17 protein-coding genes and 1 pseudogene are annotated in these 15,977 nt (G+C 69.2%); 15 read left to right on the top strand and 3 right to left on the bottom strand.

Annotated elements, in window-relative coordinates; genetic code table 11:
* The first annotated feature begins 27 nt into the window (after positions 1 to 27).
* The 15 genes and pseudogenes from ACH4SI_RS15950 (at position 28) to ACH4SI_RS15880 (ending at position 13,641) form a co-directional block, all read left to right on the top strand.
* The gene (locus ACH4SI_RS15950) at positions 28 to 384 is read left to right on the top strand and encodes a hypothetical protein (RefSeq protein ID WP_398296298.1); all 357 of its coding nucleotides are present in this window, start codon (positions 28 to 30) and stop codon (positions 382 to 384) included.
* Positions 375 to 1,196, top strand: coding sequence for a DUF317 domain-containing protein (locus tag ACH4SI_RS15945; protein WP_398296297.1), 822 nt, complete (start codon positions 375 to 377; stop codon positions 1,194 to 1,196). Before ACH4SI_RS15950 ends, ACH4SI_RS15945 begins: the two co-directional genes overlap by 10 nt.
* Before the next feature lie 52 nt (positions 1,197 to 1,248).
* The gene (locus ACH4SI_RS15940; RefSeq protein WP_398296296.1) at positions 1,249 to 1,782 is read left to right on the top strand and encodes a hypothetical protein; all 534 of its coding nucleotides are present in this window, start codon (positions 1,249 to 1,251) and stop codon (positions 1,780 to 1,782) included.
* A gap of 275 nt (positions 1,783 to 2,057) precedes the next feature.
* A complete protein-coding gene (locus ACH4SI_RS15935) occupies positions 2,058 to 3,842 on the top strand; it encodes a type IV secretory system conjugative DNA transfer family protein (protein WP_398296295.1) in 1,785 nt (594 codons plus the stop codon).
* Between the two features lie 473 nt (positions 3,843 to 4,315).
* Entirely contained in the window at positions 4,316 to 4,915 is a 600-nt protein-coding gene (locus ACH4SI_RS15930) for a hypothetical protein (RefSeq protein WP_398296294.1), read from the top strand.
* 88 nt (positions 4,916 to 5,003) lie between these two features.
* Positions 5,004 to 5,216: pseudogene (locus tag ACH4SI_RS15925) on the top strand (hypothetical protein); the annotation flags it as partial.
* Positions 5,217 to 5,359: 143 nt separating this feature from the next.
* Complete coding sequence (locus ACH4SI_RS15920; RefSeq protein WP_398296293.1) at positions 5,360 to 5,707, top strand: DUF317 domain-containing protein; 348 nt, start codon at positions 5,360 to 5,362, stop codon at positions 5,705 to 5,707.
* A 142-nt stretch (positions 5,708 to 5,849) separates the two neighbouring features.
* Positions 5,850 to 6,287, top strand: coding sequence for a hypothetical protein (locus ACH4SI_RS15915; protein WP_398296292.1), 438 nt, complete (start codon positions 5,850 to 5,852; stop codon positions 6,285 to 6,287).
* 29 nt (positions 6,288 to 6,316) lie between these two features.
* Entirely contained in the window at positions 6,317 to 7,108 is a 792-nt protein-coding gene (locus tag ACH4SI_RS15910) for a hypothetical protein (protein ID WP_398296291.1), read from the top strand.
* 206 nt (positions 7,109 to 7,314) lie between these two features.
* The gene (locus ACH4SI_RS15905; RefSeq protein WP_398296559.1) at positions 7,315 to 8,178 is read left to right on the top strand and encodes a hypothetical protein; all 864 of its coding nucleotides are present in this window, start codon (positions 7,315 to 7,317) and stop codon (positions 8,176 to 8,178) included.
* The gene (locus ACH4SI_RS15900; protein ID WP_398296558.1) at positions 8,175 to 9,368 is read left to right on the top strand and encodes a DNA cytosine methyltransferase; all 1,194 of its coding nucleotides are present in this window, start codon (positions 8,175 to 8,177) and stop codon (positions 9,366 to 9,368) included. Before ACH4SI_RS15905 ends, ACH4SI_RS15900 begins: the two co-directional genes overlap by 4 nt.
* The gene (locus ACH4SI_RS15895; RefSeq protein WP_398296290.1) at positions 9,368 to 10,483 is read left to right on the top strand and encodes a DnaB-like helicase N-terminal domain-containing protein; all 1,116 of its coding nucleotides are present in this window, start codon (positions 9,368 to 9,370) and stop codon (positions 10,481 to 10,483) included. The genes ACH4SI_RS15900 and ACH4SI_RS15895 overlap by 1 nt, the downstream gene beginning before the upstream one ends.
* Before the next feature lie 61 nt (positions 10,484 to 10,544).
* Positions 10,545 to 11,909, top strand: coding sequence for a DUF317 domain-containing protein (locus tag ACH4SI_RS15890; RefSeq protein WP_398296289.1), 1,365 nt, complete (start codon positions 10,545 to 10,547; stop codon positions 11,907 to 11,909).
* Positions 11,910 to 12,365: 456 nt separating this feature from the next.
* Positions 12,366 to 12,602, top strand: a complete 237-nt coding sequence (locus ACH4SI_RS15885; RefSeq protein ID WP_398296287.1) for a DUF397 domain-containing protein — start codon at positions 12,366 to 12,368, stop codon at positions 12,600 to 12,602.
* Positions 12,603 to 12,690: 88 nt separating this feature from the next.
* Positions 12,691 to 13,641, top strand: coding sequence for a helix-turn-helix domain-containing protein (locus ACH4SI_RS15880; protein ID WP_398296286.1), 951 nt, complete (start codon positions 12,691 to 12,693; stop codon positions 13,639 to 13,641).
* 6 nt (positions 13,642 to 13,647) lie between these two features.
* On the opposite strand, the gene ACH4SI_RS15875 is transcribed toward ACH4SI_RS15880, so the two are convergent.
* The 3 genes from ACH4SI_RS15875 to ACH4SI_RS15865 form a co-directional block, all read right to left on the bottom strand.
* Positions 13,648 to 14,442, bottom strand: coding sequence for an SAM-dependent methyltransferase (locus ACH4SI_RS15875; protein ID WP_398296557.1), 795 nt, complete (start codon positions 14,440 to 14,442; stop codon positions 13,648 to 13,650).
* A 122-nt stretch (positions 14,443 to 14,564) separates the two neighbouring features.
* Entirely contained in the window at positions 14,565 to 15,116 is a 552-nt protein-coding gene (locus ACH4SI_RS15870; protein WP_398296285.1) for a hypothetical protein, read from the bottom strand.
* Positions 15,117 to 15,313: 197 nt separating this feature from the next.
* The gene (locus ACH4SI_RS15865) at positions 15,314 to 15,487 is read right to left on the bottom strand and encodes a hypothetical protein (RefSeq protein WP_398296284.1); all 174 of its coding nucleotides are present in this window, start codon (positions 15,485 to 15,487) and stop codon (positions 15,314 to 15,316) included.
* Positions 15,488 to 15,977: the final 490 nt, after the last annotated feature.

The raw sequence follows: 15,977 nt of genomic DNA, 5'->3' as shown, positions 1-15,977 counted from the left end.
CCCGACGCCCCCGTCCCAAGGAACTTGATGCCCGCACTCACCCCGGACACCATCCGCACCGCGACCGAAACTCTGACGGGCCTCACCGACTACCTGCGCGACAGCCCCGACCCCGTGGAGGCCCTCGCCCTCGTCGAGCCCCTCCTCGACGAGTCCACGGGCCTGCCCGTCCAGCTCGCCGACACCCTGCGCGCCCTCGCCCGCGCCGTGCAGGACCACCCGGACACACCGCGCGGCAAGGCGACCAACCTCTTGGTCGACGAGTTGCGCACGGCCGCGTGGGAGCTGACCGACCAGCACACTCTCCACTACGCCTTGGACGACCTGCGTGCCCTGTACGGCAGCGTCGGCGCGAGCGGGCCGGGTGGCTGCTGGTGCCGCTGAACGAACGGCAGCTCGCCACGTTCGCCGACAAGCACGCCTGGCAGGTCCCGTTCGACACCAGTCCTCGCCACCTCGCCGGCCCCGGGGATGCCCGCCACGTCACCCACGGCCTGGCCGCCGCCGGATGGAGCGCCGTCTCCGATCCGCTCAGTGCCGAGATCGTCCTGCGCAGCCCCGACCGTCTCCACCATCTCCAGTTCGATCCGCAGTCCTCTACCTCCGCGTGGTGGCGGCTGCGGGCCGAGCCCACCGACACCGAGCCCGGCTGGTACGCCGAGTTCGGCGAACTCGTGCCCGCCGAGGTCCTCTCCGGCTTCACCGACGCCCTCATCGTCACGCCGCCACAGCATCCGGACCTGTGGGAGCCGGTGACCTCGGCGGGCTGGCACCGCGACTCAGACGACACGGCGCACTCGCCGGACGTCATGTGCCGCATCGAACTGCGCCAGTTGAACGAATTCATCACCCGGCCGTCCTGGCACGTCGAGACCCGCGAGCCCGGCTATGGAGGGTTCCGCGGCCCGCGCATCTGGCACGCCTACTTCGACGAGCACACCCCCACCCACCTGGTCGGCTCCTTCCTCACCGCGCTGGCCGACCGTGGCCCGCTCCAGCGCGGCATGTACGACCGCACCGGCCACTACAGCGCCGTGCAGGAGCCCAGTCCGTTGCGCCCGCAGCAGGTGGTCGACGCCCACACCGCCCGCATCAAGGCACTTCGCGCACGGGCACGCTCTACCCGCCGGCAGCAGACGAAACCCGCGACACCCCCGGCGAACGCCGGGCCCGCCCATCCGGCCGCTCGCCGCTGAACCGACAGGATCCCTCCTCATCTCCACCGACCACCACGCACACCACGACCTCTTGCGCCACCTCGACGACTATCTGAGCGACAGCAAGAAGATCCTCAACGCCTGGGATGCCTACTCCGACGAGCACTCCGACCTCGACGGCTGGCCCCACGACGACCACGCCTACGGCACGCGCGCGAGCCAGCGCGACGCCGACATCCACACCGCGTTCGAGCCGCTCCGCTACAGCGCCCGTCACCTGCTGGCCACGGCCCAGACGCAGCTGGCCCACCTGCCCAAGAACACGGTGCAAGGCCGCTGGGCCTACCAGTTGGGCGTCCTGCACGACGCCCTCGACCGGCTCGACGAACTGCACGAGCAGTGGCTGGAGACCCGAGACACCCTGCCCGCCACCGCCAAGCCCGGCACCACCGACTTCGACGACGCCCTCGCCGAGCATCACGCCGAATCGTGGAGCTACCTCGATGACTGGGCCACCCACGGCAAGGCACTCCGGGAAGTCAACTCCGCCGCGCGCAAGGCCCGTTCACCTCTGGCCTCCATACCGGCGCGCGCACCTGTCCGGCGAAGTGCGGCACGGAAGTGAGCATGCCCCCGACTCCCGAGACCGTCGAGGTCGACTTCATCGCCCCGCGCCACCTCGCCGGCGGCGGTGACCCCGCCTGGATCACCGTCCCACGTCGTCACCCGTAGGACCACCGACGCTCGCCATGGACGTCGCCGGGGCGCTGGAAGACCGCGTCCACTCCCTCACTGCCCGGCACACCATCCCGACGACAAAACCGATCCCCTCGCGACGGCCACCGGCCAGGAACAACCGCAGCTGCTAATTCCCCGTCCCCGCCCGGAAGCACATAGCCCTTGCCCCCCTCCTCCAACAGCAACACCGACGGGTACGACCTCGTCCTGCGCCTCCTGGTCGGCGTGCTCGCCGTCGTCGTCCCCCTCGCCCACCTCGCCTGGCTGTCCGGCAACATCACCGCCTACCTCACCGGCGCCAGCTGGGCCCCCTACCAGCCGACCACCGCCCTGCTCCACCCCGAGCAGCTCTGGCCCGACGCAGGAGAGACGTCCCTGCTGATCGGCGCCCGCATCATCCCCGTTCTCCTCCTCCTTGCCCTCGGGACGGCCGCGGGCATCCTGTGGGCCCGGTACAAGAACCGCAGCGGCGGCCGGAAGAAGATCACCGGCATGGCCAAGGCCCGGGACATCGAACCGCTGATGGCCAAGGCGATCACCGACAAGGCCCGCTCCCTGCGCCCGAGCCTGAAGAACGCCCAGCACATCGAGGCCCGCGACACCGGCATCCTGCTCGGCAACCTGCAAGGCACCAAGCACGAAGTGCGCATGGGCTACGAGGACGTGGCCGTCGCCATCATGGCCCCGCGCTCGGGCAAGACCACCGCGCTCGCGATCCCCTCGATCCTCTCCGCGCCCGGCGCGGTCCTGCTGACCTCCAACAAAGCCGGAGGGGACGCCTACACCGCCACGCTCGACGCCCGCGCGGCCGTGGGACGGGTGTGGTCGATGGACCCGCAGCAGATCGCCCACGCCGAGCGCACCATGTGGTGGAACCCCTTGGCGGACGCCAAAACCCTGGACGGCGCCGGACGGTTGGCCGGCCACTTCGTCGCCGCCTCGGTAGACGCGAGCCAGCAGGGCGACTTCTGGTCCAAGGCTGGCAGCAACATCCTGTCCCAATTGCTGCTGGGCGCAGCGCTCGACAAGAGGCCGATCACCGACATCATGCAGTGGCTCGCTTTCCCGGCCGACCGCACCCCACTCGACATCCTCCGCGACCACGGCTTCGCCGCCGTCGCCGCCCAGCTCAAAGGAACGGTGGAAGGACCTCCGGAAACACGGGATGGCATCTACGAGACCGCCCGCCAGTACGCCGCGCCCCTGCTCAATGCGGAGATCGCCGCCTGGGTCACCCCCCAGACCGGCGTCGCGGAATTCACGCCCGCCAACTTCGTGACCAGCACGGACACCCTCTACCTGCTGTCGAAGGATGGTGGCGGCGGAGGATCAGCGCTCATCGCCGCGTGTGCGGACTCCGTCATGCGGGCCGCGACCGCAGCAGCCGAGCGCGTCGGCGGACGCCTCGACCCGCCCCTGCTCGCGATCCTCGATGAAGCTGCCAACGTCTGCAAGATCTCGGATCTACCGGACCTGTACTCGCACTTGGGCTCCCGTGGTGTCATCCCGATGACGATCCTGCAGTCCTACCGCCAGGGCCAGAAGGTCTGGGGGGACGCAGGCATGGACGCGATGTGGTCCGCCGCCACCATCAAGGTGGTCGGTTCCGGTATCGACGACCCCGACTTCGCCGACAAGCTGTCCCGGATGATCGGGGACCACGACGTCGAGAGCACCTCCACCTCGCACTCGGAGTCCGGCAAGTCCACCTCCGTGAGCATGCGCCAGGAGCGGATCCTGCCCGCCGACGCCATCCGGGCCCTGCCCAAGGGCACCGCGCTCGCCTTCGCCACCGGCATGCGCGTCGCCGTACTGGACCTGCGTCCCTGGTACCTGGAACCCGGAGCGAAAAAGTTGTCCGCGGCGTCCGCCCGTGCCTCGAAGGCCATCACCACCCGCGCCATCGCCAAGGATCCCAAGCAGTCCGACTTCCACAAGGCGGCATGAGCGACCCGCATCTGGTGCCGGTCCGCTCCCGCGTGTGAAGGACTGCGTCCGTGCCCGGCACCGGCACCATCCGCTCCCCGCCCGACAGGTCTTCTCCGTCGGAGCCACCGACGACGCCGGTCTTCTGCGGGCAGTGGCCATAATCAGCCGCCCCGTCGCCCCCCACCTCGACGACGGCGCCCTCGAAGTCCCCGCACCACCAACTCCCCTCTCTACGGCACCGCGTGGCGGGCGGCCAAGGCCCCGGCGATACCGGCAGCTGATCACAGACACCCCGGACGGCGGGAGCGGCGCCTCCCTGCCCGGAGCAGACTGGCGCATCCTCGCCCGCCGCCCGCCCAGACCGGGCTGGCCCACCCCTTTCCCGGCCACGGACCACACGCGGAACCGAGTACATCGCCCGCCCTCTCTGGCAGGCCCCCGAAGACACATCCCACATCCCTGCCCCGCCGCATCTTCCCAGAGGAATCACCATGGCGTTCATCGACCACCACGATGTGTTCGTGGGCTCGACCACCGACGGGCACACCTTCATCGCCCTCAACCGCAGCCTTCCCGCAGCCCACCGCATCCTGACACGCAACGGCTTCACCGCCCGCGAGCACCAGGACCGCACCCTGTATCTGCTGCCGCCCACCTCGGCGCCGGAGGCACACGACCGCACCGGCCAGGTCCTCCACGAGCTGCTCCCGCACACCATGGACTTCGCCGATCTCAGCTGGACGACGCGTTGGATGGACTCCGGTCCGCTGCCGCAGACGGGCGCCCATATCGACCTGTCCGACGGGCGCGTGACCGCTACCGCTGACACGGATGTGGCCCGCGAGGTGCTGGAGCAGCACGGATTCCAGCGCACGCCCACCGGCTACGCACTGCCTGGCGAGATAGGCGAACGGGAACGTGTCGGCATCGTCGTCCGCGCCGAGATCCACCTGTGGGCTCTCGGCCACGGTGTCGAGGTCAGCCTCGGTTTCCCTACACCCGACGCCATCTCTCCCGCGCCCTCCCGGGTAAGCGCCCCCGCGCCCTCCCATCCCCCGCAGCCCGCCATGTCCAAGCGCCACACCCGCTGACAGCCACACTCTCCGTCCCCACCGCGGCCGAACGTGCCGGGCGCAACCTAGGAGCATCTTGACAGCCTTCTCCCGCACCGACCGCGTGATGGTGTCCCCGCGCCACCTCGCCGGAACCGGGCTCGACCGCGTCGGCGACGCGTTCGGCCCCCTCATCCACCAGTTCGGCTGGAACGCCGACCACGACGCGGCCACCGGACGCGTCCGCGTCCACAGTCCCGACCACAGCCTCCAAGTCGCCTTCGACCCCACGACTTTCGACGGTTCCTGGTGGACCATCACCCACCACGAGCCCTACTGGGCCGCTGAGTTCACCCGTCAGACGCCCGCCGAGGCGGTCGCGCCCGTCACCCAGTCCCTCCCCCAGATGCTCGGGGACCAGCGCCACTCCGAACGCATCCACCTCACCCGCTTCAGCATCGCCGACACCGCCGCCCTCAACCATTGGACGGCCTCACCGGACGGCAGCACACCTCCGCGGACCGGTACTGCACCCTCCGCCACACCCCCGAAGCCGAGACCTCGTACGCCGTGCACAACTCCATCCACGGCGGCTTCGACACGGAATGGCACGCCACCTTCACGATCGATGCCCCCGAGCAGGTCGTCGCGCAGTTCTTCGCCCACCTGTCCACCGCCGAGCCGGTGGAGCGGGAGTACCGCGAAATCCCCTACCTCGCCCGGGACCTCGGCGACACGCTCATCACCCCCGTACGAGGCGCCAGCGTGAACTCCCACGCCCATCACCACGCGGCACAGGCCGGCCGTGCCCTCGCCGCTCGCCGCCGCTGACCGCCCCACCCCTGGAGTCACGATGTCTTCCGACACTCCCACCGCGCATGACCTCGCGCGGGCTCTTGCCGCTCAGCTCCACCCCGACGCTGCGCCTCGGGATGTGACCGTCAGGTTCGGCGTTCGACGCCAGGCCGGAGCCGTGTACGGCCACCGATCCACCGGCGGGCCGGTCACAACCTTCGCTCAGGCCCTGCACACCCAGCTCTACGGCCTCCCCACCGACCCCGGACCGCTGCCCACCGCTCTCGACGCACTCCTGCAAGCCACGCACACCGCGAAAACCGGGGAGCAGGAGGCCGCCGTCCTGCGGCAGCTCGCCGACCAGCTCCGCAACGCCGTAGAGATCATCAAGGACTACGGGGACAGAGCCCGATGGGACCGGTTCCCCGCGGACATCGCCGAGCAGGTCCGCCAAGCACACGACCAAGCCCAGCAGATCGTGCGAACCCTCGATCGCGTCGCTCCCGCCTTCAGTAACCGCCCTGATACGTCACCCCGCCCGGGACACGAACAGGACCTGGACCGTGCCCTCGCCCCCGTCAGCCCTCCGGCGCCACCGGCCGGGCGTCACCGCTGACCCGCGCACACCGAACGACGCCCGAGACGATGGCCGCCACTTCCACCGTCCCCGACCGCCTTCTGGCCCTCGGCTCCGCATTCACCCGGCACCATGATGCCCTCCAGGACATCCACCTCCTGCACGGGGCGAACCCGGCCGGATCCCTCTTGCGGCACATCCCCACCGCCCAGGCCCTGGCCCGGGGAGCCCTGGAGATGGCCGATGCCCTGCGCACGGCACCGCAGCTCTACCACTCCCCTGATGTCCGCGCCGCGATGGAACGGGCCACGCAGCTCGGCGCCCTGGCCACCCTTGCAGCCGATCACCTCATCGACGCCGTAGACCTCCTCCGGGGGCAGAACACGGTTCCCGTCCCGCGGGAGGCCCTGCTGGAGGCCGGACGGCACACCACGCTCGCGGGACGACTCACCTCCCTGGGAGCCGAGGACTGCCTGGCCGCCGCCCGGTTGATCGCCCGAGAGCTACACCGCCAGGACCTCGGCACCCGCCACCGTCCGCCAGCGCTCTCGCCGCTCCAGCGCTCCACCCTGGAGGCCATCGCCGCCGGCCACATCACCCTCGACCGCCTCCTGGACAAAGTGCGTTTCAGGCGCGGCGACGCCCGCATCCCCATCACGACCATCCGCTCCCTGGAGACGCGCAAGCTGGTCCACCGCGAGCCCTGCGCGCTCATCCTGCAAGACGAACGTGTCCACCTCACCGCGGCCGGATGCCACGCGCTGGCCACCGCGCTGAGCCAGACCAGCGCCACGACACCCGCCGCCACGCGCCCACCTGCCCGACCGGCGGCAACAGCCACCCGCGTCGCCGCGCGCTGACCATCGACCGCAGAGCGCGGTACCCCCCTTCACTCGGCTCGCGACGGCATACGGCCAATCGCCCCCATCCCCCGCTCGCTCCGTTGCGCGCAGAGCCGCCCGGGCGCCCCTCGTCTCCCCCGCAGATCTCACCAGGAATCGCCATCCCCACCCTCATACCGCAGTTCCGCGCCATATCGCTCGGCGCGGGAATTCAGTCCAGCGCCATGCTCGCCCTCTCCGCCAAGGGAATCCTCCCGAAGGCTGATGTCGCGATCTTCGCGGACACCGGCTGGGAGCCCGCCGCCGTATACGCCCACCTCGACCGTCTCGAAAGGGACATCGCGACACCTGCCGGAATTCCCGTCTTGCGGGTCTCCTCCGGAAACATTCGAGCCGACGCCCTCGACCCGGATCACCGGTTCGCCTCCATGCCCCTGTACATCCTGAACAAGGACGGGGGGCAGGGCATGACCCGGCGCCAGTGCACGGGTGAATACAAGATCAAGCCGATCAAGAGGCAGATCCGCGAACTCCTCGGATACCCCCACCCGCAACGCATCCCCAAGGACGTGTTCGTTGAGCAGTGGGTGGGTATCTCCACCGACGAATTCCACCGCGCCAAGGATTCCGGCGTCCGTTACATGCGCAACGTTCATCCCCTCATCGATATGGGCTGGACCCGAAGCGACTGCGTCCGCTACCTGACATCCCTCGGCCTCGCGGACACCCCGAAATCATCGTGTCTCGGCTGCCCTTTTCACGGCAACGCGCAGTGGCGGCACATCCGCGACACCAGCCCGGACGAGTGGAGGGACGTGGTCGACTTCGACGCGGCGATCCGGAACGGAAACGCCCGCGCCAACGCCAGCGGCAACCAGTTGCTCGGCCAGGCGTTCCTCCACCGCTCGCGGGTGCCGCTCGCCGAAGCGCCGATCGACCACGTCACCGCCGCCGAACGGGCCGCTCTCCAGGACGAGCTGGCCGACGCGGAGGAGCTGGAGCACGGCACCGTGGACGGCTGCTCGCCGTGGGCCTGCCGCGGAGAGGCCGACGCGCTGGCGCAGGACGACTTCGGGCTGGCCTCCTGATTCTCGACCTCTTCGCGGGGCCGGGCGGATGGAGCCACGCGCTGACCGTCCTCGGCGTGCGGGATGTCGGCCTGGAGTGGGACCCATGGGCCTGCAAAACCCGTGCCGCTGCCGGACAAGCGACGATCCGCACCGATGTGGCGATGTACCCGACGTGGCCGTGGGTCGGCCGGACGCGGGGGCTGATCGCGAGTCCTCCGTGTCAGGCGTGGTCGATGGCCGGCAAGCGCCTGGGCCTGGTGGACCAGCCGCTGGTGCACCAGGCGGTCGCCGACCTCGCCGCCGGCCGCGACACCCGCAAGCAGTTGCTCGGCGCGTGCCGGGACGAGAGAAGCCTGCTGGCGGCCGAGCCCATGCGCTATCTCCATGCCCTCCACACCGGCGGCGGGCCGGAATGGGTCGCGATGGAGGAAGTACCGGATGTCCTGCCTCTGTGGACGCAATACGCCGCTGTGCTGCGCCGCTGGGGGTTCTCCATATGGACCGGCATCCTCAATGCCGCCGACTACGGTGTACCGCAGACGAGGCGGCGGGCGATCCTACTCGCCTCCCGGCTTCGCACCGCCCAGCCGCCGGAGCCCACACACGCCCGGGTCACCGAGCCCGAGTCGCTGTTCGGGCCGGGCCGCGCCCGCTGGGTCAGTATGACTCAGGCACTGGGCTGGGGCGCCACCGACCGGCCCGTCCCGACCATCTGTGCGGGCGGCGGCCCGGGGGGCGGTCCGGAGCCCTTCCCGTCCGGCTCCCGCAAATCGCTGTCCGACGCCCGAGACCGCGGCACCTGGACACCACGCCCGGACGGGGCCGTCCCGCAGGCCCGCCGCGAAGGCGCTGGGTGGGCGTGGTCGTTGCGGAGCAACAACCAGGCCAACGCCACTGTCCGCCGTGCTGACGAGCCTGCGGGGACGCTGTTCTTCGGGCACCGCGCCAACGAGTGCACCTGGGTGGCCGCACCGCGCGGCGATGCGCCGGTGCCGCCGGGCGCCCCGGTAGTCCCGGAGCCGATCCGGATCACCGCCCGCGAGGCCGGCATCCTCCAAACCTTCCCGGCCGACTACCCCTGGCAGGGCAACAAAGGCCAGCAGTTCTCCCAGATCGGCAACGCCGTCCCCCCGCGGCTCGCCGCCCACCTCCTCGCCCCACACCTCCGCGTTCCCCTTGACCCCGACGACTTCACTCTGGCCGCCTGATGCCCCTCCCCACCCCCGACGAAGACCAGCTCGACACCACCCCCTCCCCGCAGCTGCTGTACTACGTCGAGCAGTCCCTCCTCGGCGCGCTCCTGACCGAACCCTGGCGAATCAACGATGTACCGGGGATCGGCCCCGACTCCTTCGCCCACCGCCACCACGCCGCGCTGTTCGCCGCGATCCGCTATCTGCCGACCCCCGATCCAGCCCAGCACGCGAAGAACACCAAATGGCTCGACGCGGTACTCGCAGCCGCCCACGAGCAGGCCCGCGGACTGACCGCCTCCTACCTGCACAGCCTGATCCATGCGTGCCTGTGGCCGCCGCACGCGCCCGCCTACGCCCGGCTCGTTCAGGGAGAACACGCCCGCCGTCTCCTGCGCACCGCCGCCCAACGCCTCGCGCAGACCGCACAGGACACCTCACTCCCGCACCCCGTGACCGCCACCCTCGCCGAGGCCGACGCCCTGGCCACCGTCGTGGACAACATCGCCGCCCAATTCCCCCCGCACTCCGGTTCCCGGCCCCGCACCGCCACACCGCCGCCCACCGCCGCTCAGGACCAGGAGCAGGCATCCGACGAGGAGCGTCTGCTGCTCGCGACCGCGACCGCACACCCCGACGACGCGGCACAAATGCGCTGGCTCACCCCCCGCGACTTCACCCGGCCCCTGCACGGCGAGCTGTGGCAGAGCATCACCTCCCTGTCCCGGCGCGGCGTTCCCGTCGACCCCGTGACGGTCCTCTGGGAGGCCCGTCACGGCATCCCGCCCGACGCCGACCCCACGCACCTGATCGATCTCCTTGGTTCACCAGCCGGTTCCCCGGAGCACTGGGGCGAGCGCGTCCTCCAGCGCTCCGTCCTGGCCACCGCCCACCACACCGCCCGCTGCATCGTGGCGTTCACCGACGACCCGGCCACCACTCCGCACCACCTCGTCGTCGGCAGCCGTCGCGCACTCGCCTCCCTGTCCACCGTACGCAGCCGCTGGCACCACGCCACCACCCCCTCCCCCGGCCCGGCGCCCAGACCCACACGCACCAGGACCGCGGGCTCGCCCCGAGCCGGCCCGCCGCGGACCGCGCCTCCCCAGGCCCACCGCTTCTCCCGCTGACCCCGAACCCGCCGGTGGCCGGACCCTGGGTCCGGCAACCGGCAGAAGCGAGCGCCCCTTCGTGACGACACCCTCCATCGACGCGCATGTCCGCCTCGACACCCACCCCACGCACTCCAGCGCCGTGACCGCCGCCCTCACCGGCACCCGGCAGGACCTCGCCCGCGGCATGCTGACCGCTCACGGCTTCGAACCTCTCGACCACCAGACCCTGGTACTGGTCCGCATCGATCGCGAGGAGCCCTACTGGGCCGAAAAGGCTGCCAAGGCCCTGACCGCCCAGGGGATCACCACGCAGATCACCACCCGGCTGCGGGAGGCGATCGACGAGGAATGGGACTGGGCCAACTACCCGATGCCCTGGTGCACCCGCGAAGAAATCCGTGAGGTCTCCGACGAAGCCCAGAAGATCTACGACGACATCCGCCACGGTCGGCTCACCGTCCACGCCCACGCCGAAGACAGCCACACCATGGTCGCGGTCGCCACCTACCGCGGCAGCGGCAAGAGCGTCTACCTCCACGGCGAGAACCACCTGCGGCAGATCGCCGGCAGCTTCGATACGCCTGCCCAGGCTCTGGCGCTCTTCGAGCGCCTCCACGGCGACACCATGCGCCCGGGCCCCGTGCCGATGACCGATACCGAGCGCGAGGCCGCCAAAGCCCGTGCCTCACCCGGTACACCGACCGCCGAAGCCGAGCCTCCCGCCGCGGAAGTGGAGATCGTGCCCGCTTACGCCGCCGACCCCGGCGACCACGACGCCATCCTCGATGCATTCCTCACCGCCCACGGGGACTGGGAGAGATGGCGGACCTGGTCCGATGACACCACCCATGCCATCCACGAATCACAGACCCTGCGCATCGAGCGCGTCCACGAAGCGCACCCCCGCGAGATCGCCTGGACCGTGGCCGCCTACGAGACCCCCGTCTCCGACCGCCTATGGCACCTCACCGCAACCGGTTCCACCCCGGCCCCTGTGCTTCAAACCCTGCTCGACCTTCTCGCCGACGGCGACGGTTGGGACATCCCCATCGGTAGCCCCGCAGCCAAGAAGCACATCACCGCCGCCACCAAGCCCCTCACAGAGGCCGGTTGGACGCACACCATCGACGACGGACGCTGGCTCCGCTGGATGAACCCGTCCAACGACGCAGGTGTCCGATTCGACAACTTTGCCGCTCACAGGCTGGAAAGCTTCCTCACCACCTGGACCATCTGGGCCGGGCCCAGCATCAGCCGACCCGCCTGGGCACTCCGTGCCTCGCCCAGCACCCCTGCGCCCCTGATCGCCGACCTGACCGAGACACTCGCCCACCGCACCCACGGCCATCAGAGAGCAGCAGCTCAGCGCACCGTGCGGCGCACTACCACGCCACCGCGTCTCCCGACTGCCCCCGCGCAGTCGTCCGGCCGGAGCCTGTGACCATCGCGGACAACTGCATCGTGGGTCCGTTGTCGTTCTGCGGCCGGGCCACACGCGAATCCCCCGACTCGCAGCACCAGCAGCTGTGTCCAGCAGCGGAGTCGGGCGGTAACTCAGCGATGGGGTGCTGCACCGCTCCGGAGAATTCCTTCTGAATGCAGGGCCAGGGAATCGCCACCCCACGCACCCCCTGCGCCACGGGTTCATCTCCAGCCATTCTCCGCCTTAAATCAAGATCTCAGGCCCCTACTGTTTGTCATATAAGCAGTTTTCCAGATCGGTGAGAGCGCCCATTCGAGGGACACCGTGGGGAGATCGGCAGCGCTAGGCTTCCGTCATGTTTCACCGCCCCGTGCAAATTTCAGAGGCGGCTGCAAGCGGGGCTGCGGGGAAGTGGGAAGCGGCCGGAACCGGTGAGGGTGCGGTACTGGCCAGACACAAGGGACAGGTGCGAAAATGATCAAGGCCATCAACGGCACGCCGGCCAGCGCGATCACCGGCGCCCGATGGAAGAAGGCGTCGGCGAGTGACGGGATCGGGGACTGCGTCGAGCTTGCACGCGTGAATGAAACCGAGGTCGCGGTCCGTAACTCGCGATTCCCCGACGGGCCGGCGCTAGTATTCACCCGCGCGGAGATCGTCGCCTTCCTCGACGGCGCGAGCCAAGGGGAGTTCACCTCCATGACTGTCTAAAATACGTCGGCCATAGGTTGCCGCTGAGACAGAGAGCTGTTCATTCTTGGCGCGGGCGGGAAAGTCCCGCCCGCGCCAAGGAGTGCACATGTCGGGTCGGATTCTGACCTTGGTCGGGCGGCAGGAAGAGCCACCGCCGGCCACACCCCAAGCAGCCGAGAAGCTCATCGGCGCTCTGCTGCTGCATCTGCGCCAGGAGCGCGGGTTAATCCAGAGCGACGTCGTGCGGGCCGTCCGCGAGGTCGGGTCCGTATCCACGCTCAGCCGCTGCGAGAACGCCAACGTCAAGCTCAAGGCGGAACAGGTCTTCGCGCTGCTGCGCTTCTACAAGGCGCCGGAAGACTGCGTCAGGGAAGCGGAGATGCTCCTGCAGTGGCCGCATGAGCGGACCTGGTGGTCCTCCTTCCCTGATGTCGCGAACTCCACGCTCATGGCGCTGTACGCCCTGGAGTCCACCTCGAAGGTGGTCCAGGTGTACCAGGAGAACAACGTCCCCGGGATGCTCCAGACCGCTGGCTACGCCCGCGCCTTGATGGCGGACTTCGCCCTGGCACAGTACGACCCCGAGACACGGCGCAAGTACCTCGCGGCCATTGACCGCCGCCTGGAGATGCGGCTTCGCCGGCAGCATCTGCTCGACCAGCCCAACGCCCCGATGTTCATGGCCGTCATCGCCGAATCCGTGCTGGACAAGGAACTGGGCGGCGTACCGGTCATGCGGGAGCAGCTGCGCCACTTGTTCACCATCGCGGAGAACAAGCCCAACGTGCACCTGAGGATCCTGCCCGGGTCGGCCATGCGGCAGGGCTCCCCGCTGCACCCCGCCATAACCCTGTGCAAGCCCCACGACGACGCCACCGGCCGGGCCGTCTACCTGGAGGACAAGAACGTCGGCGGCAAGCTCCTCACCGAAACCCCGCAGGTCGAGACCTACATGGCGTCGATGGACCATTGGTATCGACACGCCCTGTCGAAGACGGAGACCATGGACCGGCTCCAGTACTACATCAACCGGCTCACCCCCGAGACCCCGCGGTAGCGCCCATCACCCGATGCGGGCGACCCCGCCGTACTCGATCCACTCCCCGCCCCCCGGCCGCGGAGCGAGAGTGCTGTCCGGCAGCCAGCCGGAGACCTCAACCGGCCCGGGGGCCTCCAGGATCTGGTAGCCCTCGAAGAACCGCCTGACCTCGCTGTACGAGCGGACCTTTCCCCAGGAGTCGTCGGTGATCTCCTGCATGAAATCGGTGATGCTCCGGCGGAGTTCCGGATCATCACTGGCCAGCTGGGAGATCACCAGGTAACTGCCGGGCGGCAACTGCTGGCAGGTCCGGCGGACCAGCTCCCAGGGGTCGTCGTCATCGGGAATGCAGTGAAGAACGGAGACGAACAGCGCCGCGACCGGCTGGTCGTCGCGCAGCAGCCGCCGCACGGCGCTGCTCTCGAAGATCTTCGTGGTGTCGCGGATGTCGGCGTTGAGGACGGAGGTAGTTCTCGGGTCCTCGGCCAGCATGATCTCCCCATGCGCGACGACTACGGGGTCGTTGTCGATGTAGACGACTTCACTGGCCGGATCGACGTCCTGGGCGACCTGGTGCACGTTGGGCCGTGTCGGAAGTCCGGACCCGTGGTCGAGGAATCTGCGGACACCCTGTTCCCGGGCGAGATAACGCACGGCCCTGCCGAGGAAAGCCCGGTTGACCAGCGCTAATTGGCGACTGCTGGGCGCAAGGCGGAGTAATTCCTCGCACGCTTCCCGATCGACCTGATAATTGTCCGTGCCGCCCAGGAGGTGGTCGTACATTCTGGCAACGCTTGGCCTGCTGACAACAATGATGATCCACTCCCCACACTCTCGGAAGGCATACGTCCCCCCTGAGACGCTGCCGGTACCCGAAGGCAGAGGCCCCATGCTAGGAGGACACGCCGAGACAGTGCTACCCGGACCCCCCAATGCAGCACCTATTTTGATGGCATTTCAGCCGCAGACTTGACCATCATGCTCCGGCTCACATCAACTGTCTCATCAGGAATACGACGCAGGCATATTTCCCGCAGAGCCCGGTGACGCAGCAGTTCGAAGTCGACTTCCGGCAGGCCCATCGCATCACCAGCCTGGAAAGACGACAGGCCGAGCTTGTAACGCAGGACCAGAGCGTCTGCTTCATCACGGCCGAGCAGATGATGAAGTCCCCGCAACGACGCGGTCCGCCGCTCCGAAGCCCTGCGGGAAAGCAAGCCCCAGGCATGTGCCGCTGGCGAGGAACTGCGAAGCGCCCTCTCCCACTCCTCGGCGAGATCACGCAGGGCGGCCCGGGCAATACCCGTACCGCCGCGGACGGAACCCGCAGCAGCCGTGCCGAAGCGCAGATAGACCGTCCACCGGTCGCAGCAGAAGACAGCGTAGGAGACCGGGAATCGCCGGGCGGCCGACGGGTCCACCCACGGGGCTAGGTGCCGGTCGCCGAATTCAGAACCAGCGCGCAGCCCCGGCAGGCTGGAGCACATCAGCATGACGTTTCACCTCACAAGAGGGTGCAGGGGCAGGGCGGAGTGGAACCCAGTTCGCGGGCGAGAAGCCGCGGTGGACCAAGAGGGCACGTCGGTTGTCAGGACACAGGAGGCCACGGCCGGCCCGCTTCGCCGTGGCGCCGCCGGCGCCGCCCTCGCCCGCCAGGCGGGCGAGGGCCCCTTCACGCCGGGTCGCGCCGTCAGACGGTACGGCGGACCCTCAGGTAGGTGAAACAGCTGCGGTCGGTCACGGAGGCAGCCGTCACACCCGCCAGCACTTCCACCGGGAAGGGCTCCTTACGGACGACCGCTGCCGCGAGGACTCCGATCAGGGACAGAGAGCTGAAACGCAGCGTGAGCATCACGACGCTCAAACCAGCGGTTTGCAGGAAGGCCGACGGCGGAATGCTAATCTCTGGCGCTGCTGGAAGGACGCTTGCGAGCTTCCGGCGGACGTGCTGAATCAATGTTCGCGCTCCTCGGTGCGTAGTTGAGATGGCACGAAGGGAGGGGTCCCGAGTTGGTTGACGTCGCCTCGGGGCCCTTTCCCGTGCCCAGTCGGACGCTAGTCGCATTACCCGCTTGCGGTGGCCCTCTGATCCATGTGAAAACGGAACCGGGCACTCCCGACGGAGCGGTAGCGAACGGGTGGTGTTGACTACTTCTCGCCCCAATAGCCCGCTCGCGCGAACAATGAGCGAACCGTATTTGGCAATCACGGTCGAGAGTGGTCAGGCGGACCTGAAAATCCCTCGCGGATGGCCCGAGCCTCGCCACTCTTTCGGGTGAACCGCCTGCCTCGACGACTTCGATCCCTGCAAACAGCGGATCCGCCACCGGAGATCGTGCTCCCCGGGCGGGCCC

This window comes from Streptomyces sp. NPDC021212, from assembly GCF_044332925.1.
GTDB lineage: Bacteria > Actinomycetota > Actinomycetes > Streptomycetales > Streptomycetaceae > Streptomyces.
This window is presented reverse-complemented; position numbering and strand designations above follow the sequence as displayed.

Coding starts and splice junctions, on each gene's coding strand:
- ACH4SI_RS15930 (WP_398296294.1), top strand. CDS start 4,316: ATGGCGTTCATCGACCACCACGATGTGTTCGTGGGCTCGACCACCGAC.
- ACH4SI_RS15895 (WP_398296290.1), top strand. CDS start 9,368: ATGCCCCTCCCCACCCCCGACGAAGACCAGCTCGACACCACCCCCTCC.
- ACH4SI_RS15950 (WP_398296298.1), top strand. CDS start 28: ATGCCCGCACTCACCCCGGACACCATCCGCACCGCGACCGAAACTCTG.
- ACH4SI_RS15905 (WP_398296559.1), top strand. CDS start 7,315: ATGCTCGCCCTCTCCGCCAAGGGAATCCTCCCGAAGGCTGATGTCGCG.
- ACH4SI_RS15885 (WP_398296287.1), top strand. CDS start 12,366: ATGATCAAGGCCATCAACGGCACGCCGGCCAGCGCGATCACCGGCGCC.
- ACH4SI_RS15870 (WP_398296285.1), bottom strand. CDS start 15,116: ATGCTGATGTGCTCCAGCCTGCCGGGGCTGCGCGCTGGTTCTGAATTC.
- ACH4SI_RS15910 (WP_398296291.1), top strand. CDS start 6,317: ATGGCCGCCACTTCCACCGTCCCCGACCGCCTTCTGGCCCTCGGCTCC.
- ACH4SI_RS15880 (WP_398296286.1), top strand. CDS start 12,691: ATGTCGGGTCGGATTCTGACCTTGGTCGGGCGGCAGGAAGAGCCACCG.